Genomic DNA, 20017 nt, shown 5'->3' on the forward strand with positions numbered 1-20017 from the left:
TTATAATATAAAGCAAATTATTCTGTAAATATGGGAAGGTCCTTTATACTTCTAAACCAAAGGCTTCCCACAAAAAACCAAAAGATGGCAAAAGCTATGGCAAGAAGAGTCATATAACTGTAGCCATGTTTTAACGTATAGCCTCCCCACATACCACCAAGGAAGGCTCCAAGAAATTGAGTTGTATTAAAAAAGCCCAAGGAAAGGCCTCTAAGGTCCTTATGGGTTAGCCTTGTGAGAAGGGAAGGAATAAGAGCTTCCAGCATGTTAAATCCCAAAAAGAAAAGAAGCACAGCCAGAACAATACCCACAAAATTTCCTACAAAGTGTAAAGTGGCAAAAGAAAGCCCAAGCAAGAAAACTGCAGAAAGGAAGACTTCTCTAAATTTTTTCCTTTTTTCTGCCACTATTATGGCTGGCACCATGAGAATAAGGGAAAGCAAAACCGTAGGTAAGTATATTTCCCAGTGCTTTATCTTTGGAAGGTTATACTTATATACAAGTTCATAGGGAACCACTGTAAATAGAAGCACCAAGTAAGCATGAAGTAAGCCCACAGAAAAGTTCAAAAAGATTTGATTTTTGTCTTTTAAAAGATGGATTATGTTGCTAAGGGATGGGTTTATTTCCCTTTCTGTGGACCTCACTTTTGGCTCTGGCACCTGCGTCATAAGGATAAATAAAGCCAGTATGCTCAAAAAGGCTGTAAGGAAGAAGAGAAAGGGAACGCCAAACTTCCCCGCCAGCACAGGGGATATGGCAAGGCTTAGCGCAAAGGTAAGGCCTATGGAAGCACCTATATGGGCAAAGGCCCTAGTCCTTACCTCTTCTCTGGTAAGGTCCGCCGATAGAGCTATCATGGCAGAAGAAACAGCACCAAATCCCTGAATAAAACGAGCAAAAACCATACTCCATATATTTCCCGCAAGGCCTGCCATCAAGCTTCCTATGGCGTAGGTGAACATACCTACAAAGATGATGGGTTTTCTTCCATACTTGTCCGATAGATAGCCAAAGGGTATTTGCAAAAGGGCTTGGGCAAGGCCGTATATGCCTATGGCTAAGCCTATGAGCTGTGGTGTGGCGCCTTCTAAGGTCTTAAGATAGGGAGATAATACGGGTAAAAGCAAGAAAAGACCAAGCATACGCACCATAACGGCAAAGGTTATGCTTAAAACTACCTTTCTCTCCTCTGGTGTAAATTCCTTTAACATGGCTAAAACTGCTTTAGAAATCTAAGGTTGTTTTCAAAGAAAAGCTTTATGTTATCTATGCCAAAGTATAGCATGGCAAGCCTTTCCACACCCATACCAAAGGCAAAGCCCTGATAGACCTCTGGGTCAATATGGCAGTTTTCAAGCACTGCAGGATGCACCATACCACACCCCATCACCTCAAGCCAGCCAGATTCTTTACAAACCCTACAACCCTCACCACCACATATAACACACCCAATATCCACTTCGGCGGAAGGCTCTGTAAAGGGAAAGTAAGAGGCCCTAAAGCGCACAGGCACATCCACCTCAAAAAACTCTTTAAGAAAGGCCTCTATGGTGTACTTCATATGGCCAAAGTTTATGTCCTTATCCACCGCCAGACCTTCTACCTGATGGAACATGGGCGAATGGGTTGGGTCATCATCCCTTCTGTACACCTTTCCGGGAGCTATCATATATATGGGTGGTTTTTGGGATAGCATGGTTCTTATCTGCACTGGTGAAGTGTGAGTCCTCAAAAGGTAGCCCTCTTTGTTTACATAAAAGGTGTCCTGCATATCCCTTGCTGGGTGGTCTTTTGGGATGTTTAGCATATCAAAGTTGTATTCTTCCAGCTCCACCTCTGGGCCTTCCATAACAGAAAAGCCCATGCTGATGAATATATCCTTTATCCTCTTGAGTGTTTGAGTTAGGGGGTGGTATGTGCCAAAGGAAGGCTCAAGAACTACTGAAAGGTCAAGCCACTCTTGCGATAGCCTTTTTTCAAGCTCAAGCTTCTTTAGCTCCTCTTCCTTTTTTCTTATTAACTCTTCCGCATACTCCTTTAGCTTATTTACCCTTTGCCCATATTCTCTTCTTTCTTCTGGTGGCACATTCTTTATGTTGGCAATGGCTTGAGTTATAGATCCGCTTTTACCCAGATACTTAGCCTTTACAGCCTGTAGCTGAGTAAGGGACTCTACCTTATGTAGGTCCCCTTTCAACTCTTCTTCTAAGCTTTTTAGGTCTATCATACAGGCTGGGCCAGAGCTTCCTTTGCCTTGTTTACTATTTGGGCAAAGCCTTCTGGGTCTCTTACTGCCATGTCGGCAAGCACCTTTCTATTCAAGTTTATACCAGCCTTTGAAAGTCCATTTATAAACCTGCTGTAGGATAGTCCATAAGGCCTTACCGCTGCATTTATACGAGCAATCCAAAGCCTTCTAAATTGCCTTTTTCTTTGCCTTCTGTCCCTATATTGATATTGCAAAGCCCTAAAGACATATTCCTTTGCCCTTCTATAAACGTTCTTCCTCTGACCTCTAAAGCCTTTGGCAAGCTTGAGGATCTTCTTCTTAAACTTCCTTGAAGAGGGACCCTTTACACGCATCCTTTACCTCCTTACACAGAAATTTCTATTATAACACATCCATACGCCGAGTGAGAAATTCCCTTTAAGCTAAACCTTCCATATCAATAAAAAGACAGCAGGGCTACTATAATAGTAGCCCTAAAAACCATCGGAGGTTTTTACCATGGAAATTATACCACCTTACCTACGCATCTACCAACAAATCCTAAAAGACCTTGAAAATGCCTTGCCATTCCTTAATGTGCCAAAAGCTAAAGCGGGCAGAAAACCTAAACTCACAGACATCCATATAGCAGCCATCTTTATACTCTCCTACATAACCAATACAAAAGTCCTCACCTTAGCTAAACTACTTATTGACCCATCCATACAATCATGGCATATCTTCAGAAGATACAGACTCAAGAGAGTATACAGGATATTGAGAGAATACAAGCTTCACAAGCTGAGGCTTATGATTTTAGCAAGGCTTTTGTATGGTAAGAAGATAGAACTTGTAATAGATGGAACCATAGTGGACATAGCCAATGTAAACAGGGCGAGGACACAGAAGATAAGGAGGGTAAGAGGGAAGGTATGGTGGGCAAAGAGGAGAAGGAAGATAGTTCGGAGAGACAATGGGAAGGTAGTGGAGTTTGAGGAGGTAAGATATGGTATGTTGATGATGGTGTTATGTGATAGGTGGGGAAGAGTTTATGATGTGTGGATAACTTTTGGAAGTGTGCATGAGGTTAGGGCATTTAGGGAAAGGAAGAGAAGGAGTTTATGGTTTAGGAAGCTTGTGGAGAGTTGTGTGGTGTATGGAGATAGGGGTTATAGGGGTTGTGAAGGTGTGATTGTGTGTGGTAGTAGGGAGATGAGGGCAAAAAGGCAGGTAGTGGAAGGTGTTATAAGTCAGATAAAGCTTTTTAATGCTGGTAGTGGGTGGAGGACTTTAACTCGTGTGCTTGTGTATGTATATGCTTATGCTATTGGATATAGCTATTACAGGAGGGGTGAACTTGAGGTCTAATTTCTCACCCAGCGTAGAAATCTCTATTATAACACATCCATTATAAAGGGTATTTATTTTTAGTTTAAGGTGGTAAGCAGGCAGGCCTTTGGCCTGCCCAAAAGTTTATTGTTCTTTCTCTATCTTTATGGCCTCATTGTTGGAGTTTATCTTTACCTCTACAAGCCAGCCAGTTTGAAGGTTTGCGAGACATTGATTACCCATATAGTGGTTATCATTGTATTCGCAGTAAGTGGAAGGTGTTACCTTTATGGGATTGTTATATGTATTTATGTTAAAGGTTGAATTTTGGCTGTCTTTTGATGATACAGTTCCTTTTAGTTCTGTGTAGTTAGGACTAGGTCCGGAAGAATTTGCACACTTGTCTGGCTCTTCCATTTCTATCTTGGTAGCTGTAAAAGTGGTAAGGTTTGAAGGGTCTTGATAGGTCTTTACCTCAATGCACATGCCACTTTGTATTTGACCGGTGCAGTTAGTTCCTTGATAGTTTGTGCCGTTTATCTCACATACCGTGTTTGAGCTTATGTTTACCGTGTAAGTTTTGCCCATCCAAGTGCCTGTAATAGTGTTGTTCTGTGAGTTTACGCTTTGTACCGAAAGGTATACTTTGTATTTGTTGGTTTGTGGTGTTAAGGGCATCATTTTTACTTCTGTAACTTGCCAAGGGTTAGTGTTTTCATTCACCTCAAACTCCTTTAACACAAAGTCCACCACAAGCTTACCCATGGCAAAGGGCTGCACTGTGCCATTAAACCTTATATAACATTTGTTGCTAGCATTATCACACTGCACTGTGTTAGGCTTGTTAGGTTTTTCTTGCATGGGCGTAAAAATAGCAGAATGAGATACTCCAGAGCCATCAATTATAGTTAGGTTTTTGTCCAGTATTACCTCAAGCCTGTTGTAGGTTCCCTGTGGTATGTTGGCGGTGTTTATATACTGGAGGATGCCGTTTAGCTTGCTTAGGTCCACCAAAAGACCTTGCTGGTTTGTAAAAAGGTTGACCTTATTCTGGCATTGGTTATCTGAACAAAGGTTTACCTCATAGACCTTTACAAGCACAGAAGAATAGACATCTGCAGGTGAATCTGTAAAGAATAGAGAAACACTACCAGTTTGCGTGCTGCCTCCTCCGCCACCTCCGCAAGCTACAAAAAACAGTCCAGAAAGTATAACTACTACAAGTCCAACAAGCATTGATACCCTTTTCCTCATGGCTTAACCCTCCTTAAGCTTTGTTTACAGTTTATTATAATTTATCCACCCTATTATCTTTGCGTGATGTTTTCGTGAAATATTTCCTTGACAAAAGCATGTATTATCTTTTATAATTCTCTACCCTTAGAGCCTTAGGTTTGGCTCCGAAGGTTTGGGCCTTTACACAAAGGTTAAATTGTGATATAATTCTTAGCTTATGTTAGAGGTGAAGAGCCATGATACAAAGACAAAGCTATGCTAATGTAGCGGATAACTCGGGTGCTAAAAAGGTGCAGATAATAGGCATACCTTATGCACCAAGAAAGTATGCCACCGTGGGTGATGTGGTCACCGTAACAGTTAAGGTGGCTGCACCCAATAGCCCTGCAAAGAAGGGTAAAGTTTACAGGGCTGTGGTGGTAAGGACAAAAAAGGAAGTAAGGCGCCCAGATGGTAGCTATATAAAGTTTGATGACAATGCAGTGGTTTTGCTAAATCAGTATGGAGAGCCACTTGGGACACGTATATTGGGGCCCATTGCAAGAGAAGTGAGAAATAGAGGCTTTACCAAGTTGGCATCTTTGGCTCCGGAGGTGGTGTGATGGCTCAGAAGATAAAAAAGGGTGATACAGTTGTGGTTATGAGGGGCAGAGAAAAAGGAAAGACAGGAGAAGTTATAAAGGTACTCAGGGAAGAAAACAGAGTAATAGTAAAGGATGTGAACCTTGTAAAAAAGCATGTAAAGGAAATTCCCAATGTTAGAGAGGGTGGTATATACGAAATAGAGGCTCCCATTCATATTAGCAATGTGATGCTCCTTTGTCCCAAGTGCCAAAGGCCTACCAGGGTAGGCATAAGAACCCTTGTAGAAGGAGATACTATAAGGAAGTACAGGTACTGTAAAAAATGCAACGAAAACATTGACCTTGTGAAAGAAAAAGTGAGGGTTAAGAGATGAGTGTAGAGACTAAGTATGTGCCAAGGCTTTATATTAAGTACAAGGAAGAAGTGGTCCCACAGCTAATAAACCGCTTTGGCTACAAAAATCCTATGGAAGTGCCAAAGATAGTCAAAATAGTGGTAAATATGGGCGTGGGTGAGGCTGTGGGAGATATTAAACAGCTTGAAAGGGCTATGGAGGACCTAAGGGCCATTACAGGGCAACAGCCAGCTGTAAGGAGGGCAAAAAAGTCTGAGGCAGGTTTTAAGCTAAGGAAGGGTATGCCCGTAGGCCTAAAGGTTACGCTCAGAAAGGAAAGGATGTGGGACTTCCTTGATAAGCTTATATCTGTGGCTTTGCCAAGGGTTAAGGACTTTAAGGGGCTAAACCCAAGGTCCTTTGATGGAAGGGGAAACTACGCCTTTGGTATTGCGGAGCAGATAGTCTTCCCAGAGATTGACTACGAAAAGGTGGATGCCATAAGGGGTATGGACATAATAATCCATACAACGGCAAAGAAGGACGAGGAGGCCTTTTGGCTACTTTCTCTCCTCGGACTTCCCATAAGGAGTGTAGGAGGTTAACATGCCAAGAAAAGCAAAAGTGGCAAAAGATGTAAAGCATTTTCCTAAGTATGTGGTAAGGCAAAAAAACAGATGCCCTCTATGTGGCAGGCCAAGGGGTTTTATAAGGCAGTTTGGTATGTGCAGGCTTTGTTTTAGGGAGCTTGCTCTTAAGGGTGAGCTTCCAGGTGTAAGGAAAGCAAGCTGGTAAGGAGGTAAAGGGATGGACCCTATAGCAGATATGTTCTCCGCTATAAAGAACGCCATACAAAGGCGCATGGATTATGTGGATGTGCCATCTTCAAAGCTAAAGGAGGCAATTCTTGAGCTTCTCAAGAAGGAAGGCTATATAAAGGATTGGGAAAGGTTGGAAGAGGAGAAGAAAGGCACCCAATACAAGCTAAGGATACACCTTAAGTATGTGGACCCCAAAAAAGAAAGGAATGTTATATCTGGGCTTGAAAAGGTGTCAAAGCCAGGGAGAAGGATATATACTCCAAAGCATAAAATACCTTATGTCAAAAGAGGCTTTGGTATAGCCATACTCTCCACCGATGCGGGAATTATCACAGACCATGAGGCCCGTAAGCTTGGCAAAGGTGGAGAGCTTATAGCTTATGTATGGTGAGGTGTGGCCATGTCAAGAATAGGTAAAAAACCCATAGAGATACCACAGAACGTAAAGGTAAGCCTTCAAAATGGAGAGATCAAAGTAGAAGGTCCAAAGGGCAAGCTCTCTATGAGAATACACCCAGACATAAAGGTTTCCATTGAAAACAACGTGATAAAAGTGGAAAGGCCCACGGACCAACCCTTCCATAGGGCAATGCACGGCACCACCGCAGCCCTTATAAGGAACATGATAAAAGGAGTTACAGAGGGCTATACCAAAGTGCTTGAAGTGGTTGGACTTGGATACAGGGCTGCAGTAAAAGGGAATAACTTGGAGCTAAGCTTGGGACTTTCTCATCCGGTAATATATCCCATACCGCCCGATATTAAGATTGAGGTAAAGGAAAATAAGATATACGTTAGCGGTATAGATAAGGAGAGAGTTGGTCAAGTTTGTGCGCAGATAAGAGCCTTTAGAAAACCCGATGCATACAAAGGTAAAGGTATACGTTATGAAGGCGAAGTGCTAAGGCTCAAGGCTGGTAAGGCTGCTGGAAAAGGAAAGGGTGGTAAGAAGTAAGGAGGTAAGGCATGGCAAAGTTAAGTAGGCATGAAAAGAGAGAAAGAAGGCACAAGAGGATAAGGAAAAAGATATTTGGCACCCCAGAAAGGCCCAGGCTTTGTGTTTACAGAAGCCTAAACGCCTTCTATGCCCAGATAATAGACGACACTAAAGCACATACCTTAGTTTCTGCCTCTTCAATAGACCCTGAATTTGTGCAGTTAACTGGCAAAAGAGGAGGAAAATCTATACAAGATGTGCAAAAAGTAGCAGAAATTTTGGTGAAAAAAGCTCTTGAAAAGGGTATAAAAAAGGTAGTTTTTGATAGAGGTGGCTTCCTCTACCACGGTAAAATAAAAGCCTTTGCAGATAAATGCAGAGAGCTTGGTCTTGAGTTTTAAAGGAGGTAAAGATGGGCGGCATATCCATTGAGAAACTTATTGACAACAAAAGGAGAGAGCAGAGGATAGCAGAGATTGAAGACCAGCTACAGATAGAAGAAAGACTCATATATGCCAAGAGGACCACAAGAGTCACCAAAGGTGGAAAAAGGTTTTCTTTTAGCGCCCTTGTCATAGTAGGAGACAAAAGAGGCTATGTAGGCTTTGGACTTGGAAAGGCAAGGGAAGTTCCCATAGCTATAGCCAAGGCAATAGAAGACGGGAAAAAGCACATTATAAGAGTTCCCATTGAAAACGGTACAGTCCCCCACGATGTTATTGGGCATTATGGGCCAACTATGATAAAGGTAATACCTGCAAGGCGTGGAACTGGTATAGTGGCTGGTGGTGCTGCCAAACCCATCTTTGAACTGGCAGGATACACGGACGTGCTTACCAAGCTACAAGGTAGCACAAACCCAAACAATGTGGTAAGAGCTGTTTTTGATGCCCTTTTGAAGCTTAGGTCCTTGGAAGAGGTGGCAAAGGAAAGAGGCATAGACCCAGAAGTATTGAGGAAAAGATACCACATATACGCAAGAGACCTGCGTATACCCTAAGGGAGGTATGCTATGGCAAAGTTGAGAGTAAAGCTTGTAAGGGGATTGGCTGGAAAGCCAGAATCTCAAATAAAGGCGGTTAAAAGCCTTGGCCTTAGAAAAACTGGCCAGGAGGTAATACTTGAGGATAACCCTATGGTTAGAGGAAATATACGTAAAGCTATCCACCTTCTTGAGGTGGAGGAGGTAGAAGGATGAAGCTGCATGAATTGGCACCCAACGAAGGAGCTACAAAGGAAAAGAGAAGGGTAGGAAGAGGTATAGGTTCCGGCCTTGGAAAGACCTGTGGTAAGGGCCACAAGGGTCAAAAGACACGTTCGGGAGATAGAAGATTGCCTTCGTGGTTTGAAGGCGGACAAACGCCATTACACAAAAGGATTCCCAAGAGGGGCTTTAGGCCTTTAAATAAGGTGGAATACTCGGTAGTAAACCTTAGGACCCTTGAGAAATACTTTGAATCTGGTGAAGAGGTAACGCCAGAAAAGCTACTGGAAAGAGGTCTTGTGAAGAAAGGCTTGCCCGTAAAAGTGCTTGGCGATGGAGAACTTACAAAGGCGCTCAAAGTAAAGGCCCATGCCTTCTCACAATCCGCAAGGGAAAAGATTCAAGCCCTTGGTGGTACCTGTGAGGAGATAAGGTGATAGAGTACCTCAGGCAAGTTTTTTCTCTTGAGGACTTTAGGAATAGGTTTTTCTACACCCTTTTTATGTTGGCCATATACAGGCTCGGTAGCCATATACCCTTGCCTGGCGTGGATACTACGGCTCTTCAAGATTTCTTCAAAAGCTTTGAAGGCACCATCTTTTACCTTTACGATATATTCTCTGGTGGAAACCTTGGGAGGATGACCCTCTTTGCCCTTGGAGTCATGCCCTATATATCCGCCTCCATAATGATGCAGTTGTTGACTGTGGCTGTACCAGAACTCCAAAGGCTTGCCAAAGAAGAAGGAGACTACGGAAGGTATAAGATCAATCAATATACAAGGTATCTCACTCTTCTTGTGGCTTTTGTGCAATCTTTGGGTATAACTGTATGGCTTCAGGGGCAGGTTTCGCCCAAGGGAACGCCTGTCGTATCAGAACCAGGCCTCCTATTCTCTATAACTACTATTATTTCCTTGGTTGCATCCACCATGTTTTTGGTGTGGGTTGGAGATAGGATAACGGAGAAGGGTATAGGAAACGGTATGTCCTTACTTATATTTGCTGGTATAGTGGCTGGCTTTCCCAATGCAGCCATAAGGGTATGGAGCGCCCTTAAGAACGGTGATATATCACCCTTTGCCTTTGTAGGTGCCATCCTCTTTGTAATAGCTGTAGTAGTTGGCATAGTTTTCATACAAGAGGCGGAGAGAAGAATACCCATACAGCACCCAAGAAGGCAGGTAGGCAGGCAAGAGATAGTAGGTTCTTCCAGTTATCTTCCTATAAAGATAAATCCAGCGGGAGTAATACCTATAATCTTTGCCCAATCCCTACTTATAATACCCTCCACAGTCCTTGGCTTTATACAACACCCTATAGCCAAAGCCATACATGATGCCTTTAACCCTACCACACTACCATACAACATACTCTATGTAGCCTTTATATTTTTCTTCACCTACTTTTATACTGCAGTGCTTATAAACCCAGTTGATGTGGCGGACAATTTGAAAAAGGCGGGAGCCTTTATACCAGGTATAAGGCCTGGCCAAGATACACAAAAGTATTTGGAGCATATAATAAACAGACTTGCTTTCGTGGGAGCCATTTTCCTCAGTGTAGTAGCAGTAATACCCATATTTGTAAGCATGTGGCTAAAGGTGCCCTTCTATTTTGGTGGTACAACTGCTCTTATAGTGGTAGGCGTAGCCCTTGATACTATAAACAAGCTTGAAGCCCAACTACTCCAGCAAAAGTACACCAAGTATAGGAGGAAGGTAAGGTGATAGTGGTATTTCTTGGACCCCCTGGGTCTGGCAAAGGCACTCAGGCAAAGAGGCTATCCAAAGAGATGGGCCTACTTCACATATCTACGGGCGACCTACTAAGAGAGGCGGTAAAGAACGGCACACCCCTCGGTAAAAAAGCAAAGGAATATATGGACAAAGGAGAGCTTGTTCCCGATGAGGTGGTAATATCCCTTATAGAAGAGGTTATGCCAAAAGATGGTGGATTTATCTTAGATGGATTTCCAAGAACTGTGCCACAGGCCATAGCCCTTGAAGAAATGCTTAAAAAGTATGGAAGGGATGTGGATAAGGTGGTGCTTTTTGAGATTTCAGAAGAAGTGGTGGTGGATAGGCTTTCTGGCAGGCTAACCTGTTCTGTATGTGGTGCCGTCTATCATATAAGGTATAATCCACCAAAGCAAGAAGGTATATGCGACCTTTGCGGTGGCAAGCTTATACAAAGAGAGGATGATAAAGAGGAAGTGGTGCGCAGAAGGTTTAAGGTTTATAGAGAACAAACAGCACCACTTATTGAATTTTACGAAAAAAGGCATAAGTTAATTAGATTGGATGCCACAAAAGATGTGGAAGAGGTGCATAGCAGGCTTTTAGAGGTATTGAAGGATGGCGGTTGAGCTTTACTCCTTTAAGGAGATTGAAAAGATAAAAAGGGCTTGTGATGTGGTGGTGGAGGTTCTTCAGGCAGTAGCCAAGGCCGTAAGGCCTGGAATTTCTGCCTACGAGCTTGACCTTATAGCAAGGGAAGAAACTAAAAAGAGAGGGGCAAAGCCAGCCTTTCTAAACTATAAGCCTCCCTTTAGCGATGAAAGATTCCCTGCAAGCCTATGCGTATCCATAAACGAAGCTGTGGTGCATGGAATTCCTAAAAAAGAGCAGATAATAAAAGAGGGTGATATCGTAAGCCTTGACTTTGGAGCTTATGTGGATGGCTACGCTGGAGACTCTGCCATTACCATAGCGGTGGGAGAGGTCAGCAAGGAAAAGGAGATGCTTATGAAGGCCACAAAAGAAGCTTTGCAAGAGGCTGTTAAGGTTTGCGTCCCAGGGAATTGGGTCTCGGATATAGTGGATGCCATATACAGGGTGGCCAAAAAGTATGGTGTTTATCCTTTAAAAAACCTTGGAGGACATGGTATAGGTAGAAAGGTGCATGAAGACCCCTTTATCCCAAACCATCCAGCCACCTTAGCACAGGAAAAGAGAGATTATAAGCTAAGGCAAGGCATGGTTCTTGCCATTGAACCCATGCTATCCCTTGGAACAGAAGAAATAGCCCACGATGGGGACCGTTGGACTGTTATAACGGCAGATAGAAGTCCTTCGGCCCACTATGAATATGTAGTTGCTGTGACAAAACAAGGACCAATAGTATTGACGGAGTTTAAAGATGGGTAAGAAGAAAGGAGAAGAAAAACCCAAAGAGAAAGGCATAGTGCTTGAGGGTGAAGTTTTAGAGGCCTTGCCCAACGCCATGTTTAGGGTAAGGTTAGAAACAGGCCATGAAGTACTTGCCCATGTATCTGGTAAAATGCGTATCCACTTTATAAGGATACTACCGGGTGATAAGGTAAAGGTAGAGCTATCCCCTTATGACCTTACAAGGGGTAGGATCATCTACAGAGGATGATTTATGGTATAATTTTTAGCTTGCAAGGAGGTAAGCATGAAGGTTAAACCTTCCGTGAAGCCCATATGTGCCAAGTGTAAGGTGATTAGAAGAAAGGGAAGAGTTATGGTAATATGCGAAAACCCAAAACACAAGCAAAGGCAAGGCTAAGGAGGTAAAAGATGGCAAGGATAGCAGGCGTTGACCTTCCTGACGGCAAAAAGCTGGAAGTGGCCCTTACCTACCTTTATGGCATCGGTTGGGCAAGGGCAAGGGAAATATGTGAAAAAACTGGTATTCCATGCACAAAAAGGCTTGGAGAGCTAACCCCAGAAGAGCTTAACACCATACGTAAGTTTATAGAACAAAACTATACAGTGGAAGGAGACCTAAGAAGAGAAGTGCAGATGAACATCAAAAAGCTTATAGATATGGGATGCTATAGAGGTATAAGGCACGTTAGAGGCCTCCCAGTTAGAGGACAACAGACAAGGACCAATGCAAGAACAAGGAAGGGCAAGAGGAAAACAGTGGGAGGCACAAAGAAGAAGATAGTTAAGTAAGGAGGTAGTATATGGCAAAGAAGAAGCAACAAGCAAAAAAGCAAAAGAGGACTGTAACAGAAGGTATAGTGCATATACTTAGCACCTTTAATAATACTATTGTGACCATAACGGACAAGCAGGGCAATACATTAGTGTGGGAAAGCGGCGGAACGGTTGGCTTTAAAGGCACAAGGAAAAGCACACCCTATGCAGCACAACTTGCAGCCCAAAAGGCAGCCAAAAGAGCCATCCAAGAGTATGGTCTTCAGGAAGCAGAAGTAAGGATTAAAGGTGCTGGTGCAGGTAGGGAATCTGCCCTTAGGGCCATACACGCAGCTGGTATAAAGATAAAGGCCATAAGGGACGTTACTCCAATTCCTCACAATGGATGCAGACCACCTGCAAAGAGGAGGGTTTGAAGCATGGGTAGGTATATAGGACCACAGATAAGACACGATAGAAGGTTTGGAGTTGTTGTATCAGGGAAAGCAAGCGCTCCAAAGATATTAGCAAGAAGGAACTTCCCACCAGGACAGCATGGAAGGACAAAAGGTAGAAGAAGGAAGCTTACCGAGTATGGTCTCCGTCTTATGGAGAAACAAAAGCTTAAGTTCCTGTATGGAGGCCTAAGAGAAAAGCAATTCAAGAGATACTTTGACGAGGCTTCTCGCTCAAAAGGTAATACTGGCCAGGTACTCCTCCAATTACTTGAAAGAAGACTGGACAACGTAGTTTATAGGCTTGGCTTTGCTTCTACAAGAAGGCAGGCAAGGCAGTGGGTAGCCCATGGCCACTTCTTGGTAAACGGTAAAAAGGTAAACATACCATCCTACAGGGTTGAACCAGGAGATATAATTGAAGTAAAGCCTACATCAAGGGACATTCCTCAACTTCTTGAAAACCTTCAAAAGGTGGACCCAAGAAGCATACCTCCATGGCTTGAACTGGACAAAGACAACTTTAGAGGAAAGGTGCTTGACTTGCCTAAGGACATTCAGCTTGAAGTGCCGATAAACCTTCAGTACATCATAGAGTTCTATTCAAGAGTATAAGGAGGAGGTTTAATGTTAAGAGAATTTATATTTCCTTCAAAGGTTTATTGGGAAGAGAGGACAAAAACCTACGGAAGGTTGATAGTAGAGCCTTTAGAAAGAGGATTTGGTATAACCATAGGTAATTCATTAAGGAGGACCTTACTTTCTTCAATAGAAGGCACAGCCATAACCGCTGTAAAGATATACGGTGTTTACCATGAGTTTTCTTCCATAGAAGGCGTGCAAGAAGACACTCTTGAGATAATAGCCAACCTAAAAAAGGTTAGGTTTAAACTTCACAATGCAGATGTGGAGATACTATACCTTAAGAAAAAAGGTGAAGGTGTGGTCTATGCTAAGGATTTAAGTCTTCCACCCAACGTGGAGATTATAAATCCGGACCAAAAGATACTAACGATAACAGACCCAGAGAAAGAGATAAATATGGAAATAAGGATTGAACGTGGCTTCGGATACGTACCAACCGAAGAAATGGAAGTACTTGGAGAAGTTGGGTGGATATTGGTAGATGCGGACTTTTCTCCAGTAAGGCAGGTAGCCTTTAGGGTAGAAAAGACCAGAGTAGAAAAAAGGAGCGATTACGATAGGCTTATAATGGAAATATACACTGACGGTACAAAAACACCCGACGAGGTTATAAAGGAAGCTGTCCAGCTTATAGTCAAAAACTTTAGTGCCTTAGAGAATATCTCTTATGAAGTTCCTGTTATAGAAGAACCAGTTGCTGTGGTGGATGAGTTTATAGAAAAGCTTAGCCTTCCCATAGAGGAATTGGATGTTTCTCAAAGGGCGCTTAATTCCATAAAAAGAATGGGTATAACCACCATAGGCGACCTGGTAAGGCTAACAGAAGAGGACCTAAAAAGCACAAAGAATGTGGGCAGAAAGGCGATTAATGAAATAAAGGAAGCCTTAAAACAGATGGGCCTATACTTAGGGATGGACATAGAAAGCAGGAGGTAAAACATGAGGCACAAGGTTAAGAAAAAGCACTTTGATAGAACAAAAGAACAAAGATTGGCCCTTTATAGGTCCCTTGCGAGGGCCATAATAATGGAAGAAAGGATAGAAACATCTCTTCAAAAGGCAAAAGCAGTAAAGCCTTTTGTAGAAAGGCTTATAACCCTTGGGAAAAAAGGAGACCTTACCGCACGCAGATTAGCTCTACAGCTTCTTCCTGACAAAAAGGCAATTAGAAAGCTTTTTGAAGAAATTGCTCCAAGGTTTGAAAACAGAAATGGTGGATATACAAGAATAATAAAGCTTCCAGACAGAAGAAAGGGTGATGGATGCGAGCTTGCTATTCTTGAGCTTGTAGAATGATTAAGGGTATACTATCCCTACTTATAAACCTTTTAATAGTATTAGTTTTTTTGCATGCTATTGGTTCTTGGATACCACAGGTAAGGGAAAGCAAGTTTTATGTTTCTCTTGACAGGTTTATATCACTCCTACTTGACCCTATAAGAAGAGTAATTCCACCGGTAAGCGGTCTTGATTTCTCTCCCCTTGTTTTGCTCTTTATCCTTTATTTAATAAAACATCTTTTTAAACTTTGAGGCTTGATGTCTATTTGGTAGAAAAGGGCTATGCGCCAACCAGAGAGAAAGCTCAGGCCATGATAATGGCGGGCCTTGTTCTTGTGGATGGGAGGGTAATTACAAAGCCAGGCACAAAGGTAAAGGAGGGTCAAAAAATAGAAGTAAAAGAGCCACCTAAGTATGTTTCAAGGGCTGGTTATAAGCTTGAGTGGGCCTTGCAGAGGTTTAATTTAAATGTAAAGGATATGATAGCCCTTGATGTGGGTTCTTCTACTGGGGGCTTTACCCAGTGTTTACTTATGCATGGTGTAAAAAGGGTCTATGCGGTAGATGTGGGCAGGGGGCAGATGGACCCAAAGTTAAGATATGACCCAAGAGTGGTCCTATATGAAGAAACGGATGCAAGGGAGCTAACAGAGGAACATATACCCCAATCTGTGGATTTAATAACCGTAGACGTATCCTTTATATCAGCAAGAAAAGTGCTTCCTAATGTGTTAAGATTTTTAAAGGAGGATGGTGTATTGCTTGTGCTTGTAAAGCCTCAGTTTGAACTGGAACCAAAGAAGGTAAAAAAGGGTATAGTAAGAGAGGATGAGTTCAAAAAAGAAGCCATACTTAGCGTTATAGAATTTTTAAGGTCTTTTGGTATGAATATAGGGGGTGTGATTAAGGCTAAGCCTAAGGGGACAAAGGGCAATGAAGAGTTTTTTGTGCTTGCGGGTAAAAAGCTTAAGAATATTGATGATATAAACTTGGTGGTAGAAGATGCAATTAGGGAAGTTGTTTGAAAAGAACTATTTAACTGGTAGGTTGGGGCTTTATCCTTTTACTCCAGAAAACCTTATGAGAGTAGGGCTTGCCCTTTGCGTGTATTTAAAAATACACAAAAACTTAGAAAGGCCAATTATGCTTATAGATGAGCTAAACTTCCTTACTCTTTCTTTGGGTGTGGGTTTTATGGCGGGTGGTGGGGACCTTTCTTGTGGATCCTCGGAGGGGGATATAAAGGTAAGGTCCGAATACGAAGGTGATAGGGCAAGGCTTATAATAGAAAACCTTCAGGATTATGAACTAAAAATGGTTGAATCTATCCTTTTTAGTAGGTATAATATGCCAAGAGCGGAAGGAGAGGAGGTAGGTAAGGTATGGATACAAGAGAAGAGGCTTTAAAACTCTCTGAGGAGGTTATAAAAGAGCTTTTGGCCTTTGGCACTAATATAGATGAATTCTATAGGAGGTTTAGGGAGCTTAGACTTTTAGAAGATGACCTTTCTTTTCAATCTGCTCTTCTAAAAGTAGAACATGCTTTTTTTATGCTTGTCCAATCCATAAACATACTTAAGGAACAACTTAGTTTATTAAAAATAGCAAGCGAAAAGAAGGAGCTTTACTAATGGGTGTATTGTGCTTGCTTTTAGATAAAAGGAAGCAATACTTTCCCCTATTGGTAGATATATTTAACGTAACTGGCCATAAACTACTTGTAGCTTTGGAAGAAGAAAAGGCCTTTGAATTCTTAAGAGTCTCTTCACCCGAAGTTTTACTTTTATCCATAGAGGATATGGATTTTTGGTTTAAAGTACTCAAATCGGGTAAATATATTACACCAATATTCTTTATAGATAGGTATGAAGAGGCAGATAAACTAAAAGAATATGGACTTAGGGATGTCAATTATGTTGTTCTTCCTTTCAATCCTATGGAATTGCTTACAAAAATAGTTAGTATAAGCAAAGATATATATGAACAGGCACATTTAGAATATTTAGGTCCTATAAATCTTCTTTTAAAATTCTTACGTTTGGGTAAAACCTTAATACTAACTATTGAAGATGAGGAAGGTAAATGCAGTCTATATTTGTCAAAAGGTGCTATAAAAGGATCGAGCTGTGATATAGAAAAATTTAAGGGTCTCATAACAAAGGAAGTTAGAATTAAACTGGAACCATATAAAGAAGAAGAGCTACCTTATAAGTTTAAGGACAATTGGGACTTTATTTCAAGTATTATATATAGCCGTATTCCTGAACACAAAGTCAGCACAATTAAGGAAGAAGCTCAAGTTGCTTTAGTAGAAGCACAAACTGTTCCAAAATATAAGGTGGACCTAAGCCAAGCTATTGAGCTTAAGGAAGGACTATACTGGGTTGGTGTGGAAGACAACAAAGGCCTGTTTCAAAAGAACTCGTACCTTAGGATATATGAAAAGGACAGTATAAAGGTACCAATATTAATAAACGTAGGGACGCATCAGGACTATGCTCTTATAAGGACAAAATTGGAACAAGTTGTAGGCACTGTGGATGCTGTCAAAGGGCTTATTCTTATGGGGTCTGGTTTAGATGAAGCTTCTGGAGTGGTTAACTTTCTTCAGTCAAGCCAAAGGGCTTTTGTAATAACCTCTTTAAACATAGCACAAAAGTTAAAAGCTTTGGGAATACCCTTGAGTAGGATTAAGACCATAGAAACCTTCCCAGGTGGGAGGTTGAAGTTGGCTACTGGTGATATTTTAAGGTTTATTTCCACACCCTTTTTGCCGGAGGCGGGAAGCTTTGTGGTCTTAGAAGAAAGCAAAGGCTATCTGTTTACTGGTAAGTTTTTAAGTTCCTTACGTTCAATAGAAGAGTTTAACCCTCTTACGGACACAGAAATAGAAGACCTTCTTCTTTATACAAGCTTACATGTACCATCGCAGGATGTTCTTTCTTTTACTCTTAAAAAGATAGTGAGAGAAAGCATAGCTTGTGTTTATCCTATGTTTGGTAATCCCATGCTATCCGAATCACTTATAAAGGAAGCCTTTTCAAAACTTTCTTCTATTCCGAATAACTTTCATGAATTTGATGAAGGAGTTATCTTAGAAGTATGTGAAAGTTTACTGAAATTGCTTAAGAAAAGGCCAGAAAACGATGAAATTATATCATTTTTTGAGGAACTCAACCAATTTATGTATATAGAAGATACAAAAATTCATAAAGTTTTTGTGGATATTGAAAGGCTACCTTCTCTTATGTTAGGATTGATGTTTAATAAAAATCTTGAACCTAATCTTATAAAAGAAGCTATAAAACATTTCTACTTGGCTGGTATCAAGCTTACCATATAAGGCTTTTACCTATCCTTTCAAAACGAGGATTTAATATGGCCAAAAACAACTGCTTAAAGCCTGTTAGTATGTTTACATCAGTGCTTTCCAATGGTGGTATATCACCAGAGAAGTAGATAACAAAGGCCTTTCCTACTATATTTTCCCTTGGAAGCAAACCCCAATATCTACTATCTTCGCTGTTATCTCTGTTGTCTCCCATAACAAAGTAATAGCCTTCTGGTATTTTTGCATAATAGGCGTCTTTTCTGGGAATAAAAGGGTATTCATATAGGGCAATTTTATGTCTTACACCATTAGGTAAAATTTCTTCATATATCAATTTATCTGTTCCATCCTCTTGTATTTTACTTATAAACCTTAAAGGAACTTCTTTGCCATTTATAAATACTTTTTCACCTTTTACCTCAATAGTATCTCCTGGCATGCCTATTATTCTTTTTATAAAATCAATTTGTGGATTCACAGGCCATTTAAAGACTACTATATCACCCCTTTGGGGTTCGGAAAGTTTGTAAACCAGTTTGTTAACCAATATAAAATCTCCCACAAGAAGAGTAGGCTTCATAGAACCAGATGGTATATTGTATGCTTGTACAAGGAAGGTCCTAATAAAAAGCACTACAATTATAACTATGACAAGTTCTTTAAACCACTTGGGTATTTCTTTCACCCTTCTTATTTTACCATAAGCTGTATCCTTTTGCTCCTAAGTTGTCCGCAGGCACCAAAAACATCAACACCCTTGCTAAGCCTTACAAAAACAGAAAGGTTATACCTTCTTAAAACTTCCTGAAAAGCATAAACCTTTTCAAGAGGTGGTCTTTCAAAAGGCAAGGAAGGGTCTGGATTGTAGGGTATAAGGTTTATCTTAAACTTTCTCCTGTATGGACTAAGCATTTTGGCAAGCCTGTGGGCATCTTCCGTAGAGTCATTCACATCCTTTATGATCACATACTCAAGCATTATCCTTCTATCTGGTGGATATGGAAACTCTGCAAGGGTTTTTATAAGGTCTTCAAGAGTGTTAGTTTTGCTTATGGGCATTAGTTCCTCTCTTATCTGTTGGTTTGGTGCATTTATGGAGACTGCAAGGTTTATCTCCCTCATCATAGGGTCTTGTGCCATCTTCCTTATCTGAGATATTAGACCACTGGTGGATACGCTAACCCTTCTTTTGGAGAGGTCTATACCCCAAGGGCTTATCAATATTTCAACGGCCTTTCTCACAGCTTCATAGTTGGCAAGGGGCTCACCCATACCCATAAAGACCACATTCCTTATCTTTTGGCTTGCATCCTTTTGTACCCATAAAAACTGGTCTATTATCTCAGCCGTGCTTAGGTTTCTCAAAAGTCCATCTTTTGCTGTGGCGCAGAACTTGCACCCTACGGCGCATCCTATCTGGGAGGAAAGGCACAGAGTAAGATGGTCCCTTTCAAATATTAGGACTGTTTCTATGATGTGGCCATCAAAGGTCTTAAAGAGGTATTTTATGGAATCCTTTGCAACAACTTTATCAATTGGCTCAAGGCTGTGGATTTTGAAATGCTTTGACAGAAGCTCCCTATGCCCTTTGGATAGGTCTGTCATCTTTTGAAAGTCATCTTCAAACCTTTTGTATACCCAGTTCATAACTTGGTTGGCTCTGTAAGCTTCTAAGCCAAGTTCTTCAAACCTTGCTCTAAGCTCCTTTAATGTGTAGGATGTTAGAAGTTCCATAATTAAAAATTTAGTATAATGGATTTTT

General features: G+C 41.4%; 32 protein-coding genes. 26 read left to right on the forward strand and 6 right to left on the reverse strand.

All coding sequences use genetic code 11. From position 1 onward, the window contains the following. Window positions 1–17 precede the first annotated feature (17 nt). Genes ACZ5GB_RS01085 through rplT form a run of 3 tightly spaced genes read right to left on the reverse strand, consistent with a single transcriptional unit; the run spans window position 18 to window position 2586 of the window. On the reverse strand, window positions 18–1214 hold the full coding sequence (locus tag ACZ5GB_RS01085; RefSeq protein ID WP_464327143.1) for an MFS transporter: 1197 nt from the start codon (window positions 1212–1214) through the stop codon (window positions 18–20). Between the two features lie 2 nt (window positions 1215–1216). Further along, a complete protein-coding gene (gene pheS, locus ACZ5GB_RS01090) occupies window positions 1217–2230 on the reverse strand; it encodes a phenylalanine--tRNA ligase subunit alpha (protein WP_464327144.1) in 1014 nt (337 codons plus the stop codon). After that, window positions 2227–2586 (reverse strand): 50S ribosomal protein L20, encoded by a 360-nt coding sequence (rplT, locus tag ACZ5GB_RS01095; RefSeq protein ID WP_464327145.1) that lies wholly within the window; start codon window positions 2584–2586, stop codon window positions 2227–2229. The genes pheS and rplT overlap by 4 nt, the downstream gene beginning before the upstream one ends. Window positions 2587–2731: 145 nt before the next feature. Between rplT and ACZ5GB_RS01100 the strand changes: the two genes are divergently transcribed. Continuing rightward, a complete protein-coding gene (locus ACZ5GB_RS01100) occupies window positions 2732–3580 on the forward strand; it encodes a hypothetical protein (protein WP_464327146.1) in 849 nt (282 codons plus the stop codon). Between the two features lie 105 nt (window positions 3581–3685). On the opposite strand, the gene ACZ5GB_RS01105 is transcribed toward ACZ5GB_RS01100, so the two are convergent. Continuing rightward, complete coding sequence (locus tag ACZ5GB_RS01105; RefSeq protein WP_464327147.1) at window positions 3686–4795, reverse strand: DUF4382 domain-containing protein; 1110 nt, start codon at window positions 4793–4795, stop codon at window positions 3686–3688. A gap of 218 nt (window positions 4796–5013) precedes the next feature. Here ACZ5GB_RS01105 and rplN point away from each other — a divergent pair, with 218 nt between their 5' ends. Genes rplN through ACZ5GB_RS01230 form a run of 25 tightly spaced genes read left to right on the forward strand, consistent with a single transcriptional unit; the run spans window position 5014 to window position 18267 of the window. Beyond that, on the forward strand, window positions 5014–5379 hold the full coding sequence (gene rplN, locus ACZ5GB_RS01110; protein ID WP_464327148.1) for a 50S ribosomal protein L14: 366 nt from the start codon (window positions 5014–5016) through the stop codon (window positions 5377–5379). Next, the gene (gene rplX, locus ACZ5GB_RS01115; RefSeq protein ID WP_464327149.1) at window positions 5379–5735 is read left to right on the forward strand and encodes a 50S ribosomal protein L24; all 357 of its coding nucleotides are present in this window, start codon (window positions 5379–5381) and stop codon (window positions 5733–5735) included. The genes rplN and rplX overlap by 1 nt, the downstream gene beginning before the upstream one ends. Further along, a complete protein-coding gene (gene rplE, locus ACZ5GB_RS01120) occupies window positions 5732–6301 on the forward strand; it encodes a 50S ribosomal protein L5 (RefSeq protein WP_464327150.1) in 570 nt (189 codons plus the stop codon). The genes rplX and rplE overlap by 4 nt, the downstream gene beginning before the upstream one ends. A gap of 1 nt (window position 6302) precedes the next feature. Beyond that, window positions 6303–6491: a type Z 30S ribosomal protein S14 gene (locus ACZ5GB_RS01125; protein ID WP_464327151.1), complete on the forward strand. Its 189-nt coding sequence runs from the start codon at window positions 6303–6305 to the stop codon at window positions 6489–6491. A 12-nt stretch (window positions 6492–6503) separates the two neighbouring features. Next, entirely contained in the window at window positions 6504–6908 is a 405-nt protein-coding gene (gene rpsH, locus ACZ5GB_RS01130) for a 30S ribosomal protein S8 (RefSeq protein WP_464327152.1), read from the forward strand. A gap of 9 nt (window positions 6909–6917) precedes the next feature. Next, window positions 6918–7472: a 50S ribosomal protein L6 gene (rplF, locus tag ACZ5GB_RS01135; protein ID WP_464327153.1), complete on the forward strand. Its 555-nt coding sequence runs from the start codon at window positions 6918–6920 to the stop codon at window positions 7470–7472. Window positions 7473–7483: 11 nt separating this feature from the next. Continuing rightward, window positions 7484–7855 carry a 50S ribosomal protein L18 gene (gene rplR, locus ACZ5GB_RS01140; protein WP_464327154.1) on the forward strand — a complete coding sequence of 124 codons (372 nt, stop codon included), beginning with the start codon at window positions 7484–7486 and terminating at the stop codon, window positions 7853–7855. Between the two features lie 11 nt (window positions 7856–7866). Continuing rightward, entirely contained in the window at window positions 7867–8454 is a 588-nt protein-coding gene (rpsE, locus tag ACZ5GB_RS01145) for a 30S ribosomal protein S5 (protein ID WP_464327155.1), read from the forward strand. Window positions 8455–8466: 12 nt separating this feature from the next. Continuing rightward, entirely contained in the window at window positions 8467–8652 is a 186-nt protein-coding gene (gene rpmD, locus ACZ5GB_RS01150) for a 50S ribosomal protein L30 (protein ID WP_464327156.1), read from the forward strand. Further along, a complete protein-coding gene (rplO, locus tag ACZ5GB_RS01155; RefSeq protein ID WP_464327157.1) occupies window positions 8649–9095 on the forward strand; it encodes a 50S ribosomal protein L15 in 447 nt (148 codons plus the stop codon). Before rpmD ends, rplO begins: the two co-directional genes overlap by 4 nt. Then, window positions 9092–10387, forward strand: coding sequence for a preprotein translocase subunit SecY (gene secY / locus ACZ5GB_RS01160; RefSeq protein ID WP_464327158.1), 1296 nt, complete (start codon window positions 9092–9094; stop codon window positions 10385–10387). Before rplO ends, secY begins: the two co-directional genes overlap by 4 nt. After that, window positions 10384–11025: an adenylate kinase gene (locus ACZ5GB_RS01165; protein WP_464327159.1), complete on the forward strand. Its 642-nt coding sequence runs from the start codon at window positions 10384–10386 to the stop codon at window positions 11023–11025. Before secY ends, ACZ5GB_RS01165 begins: the two co-directional genes overlap by 4 nt. Beyond that, window positions 11015–11806: a type I methionyl aminopeptidase gene (gene map / locus ACZ5GB_RS01170; protein WP_464327160.1), complete on the forward strand. Its 792-nt coding sequence runs from the start codon at window positions 11015–11017 to the stop codon at window positions 11804–11806. The genes ACZ5GB_RS01165 and map overlap by 11 nt, the downstream gene beginning before the upstream one ends. Further along, window positions 11799–12038: a translation initiation factor IF-1 gene (gene infA / locus ACZ5GB_RS01175; RefSeq protein ID WP_464327161.1), complete on the forward strand. Its 240-nt coding sequence runs from the start codon at window positions 11799–11801 to the stop codon at window positions 12036–12038. The genes map and infA overlap by 8 nt, the downstream gene beginning before the upstream one ends. A 36-nt stretch (window positions 12039–12074) precedes the next feature. Further along, window positions 12075–12188, forward strand: a complete 114-nt coding sequence (rpmJ, locus tag ACZ5GB_RS01180) for a 50S ribosomal protein L36 (protein WP_464327162.1) — start codon at window positions 12075–12077, stop codon at window positions 12186–12188. 11 nt (window positions 12189–12199) lie between these two features. Further along, window positions 12200–12580: a 30S ribosomal protein S13 gene (rpsM, locus tag ACZ5GB_RS01185; RefSeq protein ID WP_464327163.1), complete on the forward strand. Its 381-nt coding sequence runs from the start codon at window positions 12200–12202 to the stop codon at window positions 12578–12580. Between the two features lie 11 nt (window positions 12581–12591). Then, window positions 12592–12981 carry a 30S ribosomal protein S11 gene (gene rpsK, locus ACZ5GB_RS01190; RefSeq protein ID WP_464327164.1) on the forward strand — a complete coding sequence of 130 codons (390 nt, stop codon included), beginning with the start codon at window positions 12592–12594 and terminating at the stop codon, window positions 12979–12981. 3 nt (window positions 12982–12984) lie between these two features. Next, the gene (gene rpsD / locus ACZ5GB_RS01195; RefSeq protein WP_464327165.1) at window positions 12985–13614 is read left to right on the forward strand and encodes a 30S ribosomal protein S4; all 630 of its coding nucleotides are present in this window, start codon (window positions 12985–12987) and stop codon (window positions 13612–13614) included. A 12-nt stretch (window positions 13615–13626) separates the two neighbouring features. Then, the gene (locus tag ACZ5GB_RS01200) at window positions 13627–14580 is read left to right on the forward strand and encodes a DNA-directed RNA polymerase subunit alpha (RefSeq protein ID WP_464327166.1); all 954 of its coding nucleotides are present in this window, start codon (window positions 13627–13629) and stop codon (window positions 14578–14580) included. A gap of 3 nt (window positions 14581–14583) precedes the next feature. Next, window positions 14584–14940, forward strand: a complete 357-nt coding sequence (gene rplQ / locus ACZ5GB_RS01205) for a 50S ribosomal protein L17 (protein WP_464327167.1) — start codon at window positions 14584–14586, stop codon at window positions 14938–14940. Beyond that, window positions 14937–15176, forward strand: coding sequence for a YggT family protein (locus ACZ5GB_RS01210; protein WP_464327168.1), 240 nt, complete (start codon window positions 14937–14939; stop codon window positions 15174–15176). Before rplQ ends, ACZ5GB_RS01210 begins: the two co-directional genes overlap by 4 nt. Then, window positions 15173–15949 (forward strand): TlyA family RNA methyltransferase, encoded by a 777-nt coding sequence (locus tag ACZ5GB_RS01215; RefSeq protein ID WP_464327169.1) that lies wholly within the window; start codon window positions 15173–15175, stop codon window positions 15947–15949. The genes ACZ5GB_RS01210 and ACZ5GB_RS01215 overlap by 4 nt, the downstream gene beginning before the upstream one ends. Beyond that, window positions 15927–16331 (forward strand): hypothetical protein, encoded by a 405-nt coding sequence (locus tag ACZ5GB_RS01220; protein ID WP_464327170.1) that lies wholly within the window; start codon window positions 15927–15929, stop codon window positions 16329–16331. Before ACZ5GB_RS01215 ends, ACZ5GB_RS01220 begins: the two co-directional genes overlap by 23 nt. Next, window positions 16307–16555 (forward strand): hypothetical protein, encoded by a 249-nt coding sequence (locus ACZ5GB_RS01225; RefSeq protein ID WP_464327171.1) that lies wholly within the window; start codon window positions 16307–16309, stop codon window positions 16553–16555. Before ACZ5GB_RS01220 ends, ACZ5GB_RS01225 begins: the two co-directional genes overlap by 25 nt. Then, window positions 16555–18267, forward strand: a complete 1713-nt coding sequence (locus ACZ5GB_RS01230; RefSeq protein WP_464327172.1) for an oxygen-binding di-iron domain-containing protein — start codon at window positions 16555–16557, stop codon at window positions 18265–18267. Before ACZ5GB_RS01225 ends, ACZ5GB_RS01230 begins: the two co-directional genes overlap by 1 nt. On the opposite strand, the gene lepB is transcribed toward ACZ5GB_RS01230, so the two are convergent. Both lepB and rlmN read right to left on the reverse strand, forming a co-directional pair. After that, window positions 18257–18940 carry a signal peptidase I gene (gene lepB, locus ACZ5GB_RS01235; protein WP_464327173.1) on the reverse strand — a complete coding sequence of 228 codons (684 nt, stop codon included), beginning with the start codon at window positions 18938–18940 and terminating at the stop codon, window positions 18257–18259. The two genes, ACZ5GB_RS01230 and lepB, sit on opposite strands and share 11 nt — an antisense overlap. Window positions 18941–18945: 5 nt before the next feature. Further along, the gene (gene rlmN / locus ACZ5GB_RS01240; protein ID WP_464327174.1) at window positions 18946–19989 is read right to left on the reverse strand and encodes a dual-specificity RNA methyltransferase RlmN; all 1044 of its coding nucleotides are present in this window, start codon (window positions 19987–19989) and stop codon (window positions 18946–18948) included. Window positions 19990–20017: the final 28 nt, after the last annotated feature.

The organism is Hydrogenobacter subterraneus, from assembly GCF_055390195.1.

What these genes read in the sequence shown, in the direction of transcription:
- ACZ5GB_RS01085 (WP_464327143.1), bottom strand. Translation starts at nt 1,214, where the DNA reads ATGTTAAAGGAATTTACACCAGAGGAGAGAAAGGTAGTTTTAAGCATA.
- pheS (WP_464327144.1), bottom strand. Translation starts at nt 2,230, where the DNA reads ATGATAGACCTAAAAAGCTTAGAAGAAGAGTTGAAAGGGGACCTACAT.
- rplT (WP_464327145.1), bottom strand. Translation starts at nt 2,586, where the DNA reads ATGCGTGTAAAGGGTCCCTCTTCAAGGAAGTTTAAGAAGAAGATCCTC.
- ACZ5GB_RS01100 (WP_464327146.1), top strand. Translation starts at nt 2,732, where the DNA reads ATGGAAATTATACCACCTTACCTACGCATCTACCAACAAATCCTAAAA.
- ACZ5GB_RS01105 (WP_464327147.1), bottom strand. Translation starts at nt 4,795, where the DNA reads ATGAGGAAAAGGGTATCAATGCTTGTTGGACTTGTAGTAGTTATACTT.
- rplN (WP_464327148.1), top strand. Translation starts at nt 5,014, where the DNA reads ATGATACAAAGACAAAGCTATGCTAATGTAGCGGATAACTCGGGTGCT.
- rplX (WP_464327149.1), top strand. Translation starts at nt 5,379, where the DNA reads ATGGCTCAGAAGATAAAAAAGGGTGATACAGTTGTGGTTATGAGGGGC.
- rplE (WP_464327150.1), top strand. Translation starts at nt 5,732, where the DNA reads ATGAGTGTAGAGACTAAGTATGTGCCAAGGCTTTATATTAAGTACAAG.
- ACZ5GB_RS01125 (WP_464327151.1), top strand. Translation starts at nt 6,303, where the DNA reads ATGCCAAGAAAAGCAAAAGTGGCAAAAGATGTAAAGCATTTTCCTAAG.
- rpsH (WP_464327152.1), top strand. Translation starts at nt 6,504, where the DNA reads ATGGACCCTATAGCAGATATGTTCTCCGCTATAAAGAACGCCATACAA.
- rplF (WP_464327153.1), top strand. Translation starts at nt 6,918, where the DNA reads ATGTCAAGAATAGGTAAAAAACCCATAGAGATACCACAGAACGTAAAG.
- rplR (WP_464327154.1), top strand. Translation starts at nt 7,484, where the DNA reads ATGGCAAAGTTAAGTAGGCATGAAAAGAGAGAAAGAAGGCACAAGAGG.
- rpsE (WP_464327155.1), top strand. Translation starts at nt 7,867, where the DNA reads ATGGGCGGCATATCCATTGAGAAACTTATTGACAACAAAAGGAGAGAG.
- rpmD (WP_464327156.1), top strand. Translation starts at nt 8,467, where the DNA reads ATGGCAAAGTTGAGAGTAAAGCTTGTAAGGGGATTGGCTGGAAAGCCA.
- rplO (WP_464327157.1), top strand. Translation starts at nt 8,649, where the DNA reads ATGAAGCTGCATGAATTGGCACCCAACGAAGGAGCTACAAAGGAAAAG.
- map (WP_464327160.1), top strand. Translation starts at nt 11,015, where the DNA reads ATGGCGGTTGAGCTTTACTCCTTTAAGGAGATTGAAAAGATAAAAAGG.
- infA (WP_464327161.1), top strand. Translation starts at nt 11,799, where the DNA reads ATGGGTAAGAAGAAAGGAGAAGAAAAACCCAAAGAGAAAGGCATAGTG.
- rpmJ (WP_464327162.1), top strand. Translation starts at nt 12,075, where the DNA reads ATGAAGGTTAAACCTTCCGTGAAGCCCATATGTGCCAAGTGTAAGGTG.
- rpsM (WP_464327163.1), top strand. Translation starts at nt 12,200, where the DNA reads ATGGCAAGGATAGCAGGCGTTGACCTTCCTGACGGCAAAAAGCTGGAA.
- rpsK (WP_464327164.1), top strand. Translation starts at nt 12,592, where the DNA reads ATGGCAAAGAAGAAGCAACAAGCAAAAAAGCAAAAGAGGACTGTAACA.
- rpsD (WP_464327165.1), top strand. Translation starts at nt 12,985, where the DNA reads ATGGGTAGGTATATAGGACCACAGATAAGACACGATAGAAGGTTTGGA.
- ACZ5GB_RS01200 (WP_464327166.1), top strand. Translation starts at nt 13,627, where the DNA reads ATGTTAAGAGAATTTATATTTCCTTCAAAGGTTTATTGGGAAGAGAGG.
- rplQ (WP_464327167.1), top strand. Translation starts at nt 14,584, where the DNA reads ATGAGGCACAAGGTTAAGAAAAAGCACTTTGATAGAACAAAAGAACAA.
- ACZ5GB_RS01210 (WP_464327168.1), top strand. Translation starts at nt 14,937, where the DNA reads ATGATTAAGGGTATACTATCCCTACTTATAAACCTTTTAATAGTATTA.
- ACZ5GB_RS01220 (WP_464327170.1), top strand. Translation starts at nt 15,927, where the DNA reads ATGCAATTAGGGAAGTTGTTTGAAAAGAACTATTTAACTGGTAGGTTG.
- ACZ5GB_RS01225 (WP_464327171.1), top strand. Translation starts at nt 16,307, where the DNA reads ATGGATACAAGAGAAGAGGCTTTAAAACTCTCTGAGGAGGTTATAAAA.
- ACZ5GB_RS01230 (WP_464327172.1), top strand. Translation starts at nt 16,555, where the DNA reads ATGGGTGTATTGTGCTTGCTTTTAGATAAAAGGAAGCAATACTTTCCC.
- rlmN (WP_464327174.1), bottom strand. Translation starts at nt 19,989, where the DNA reads ATGGAACTTCTAACATCCTACACATTAAAGGAGCTTAGAGCAAGGTTT.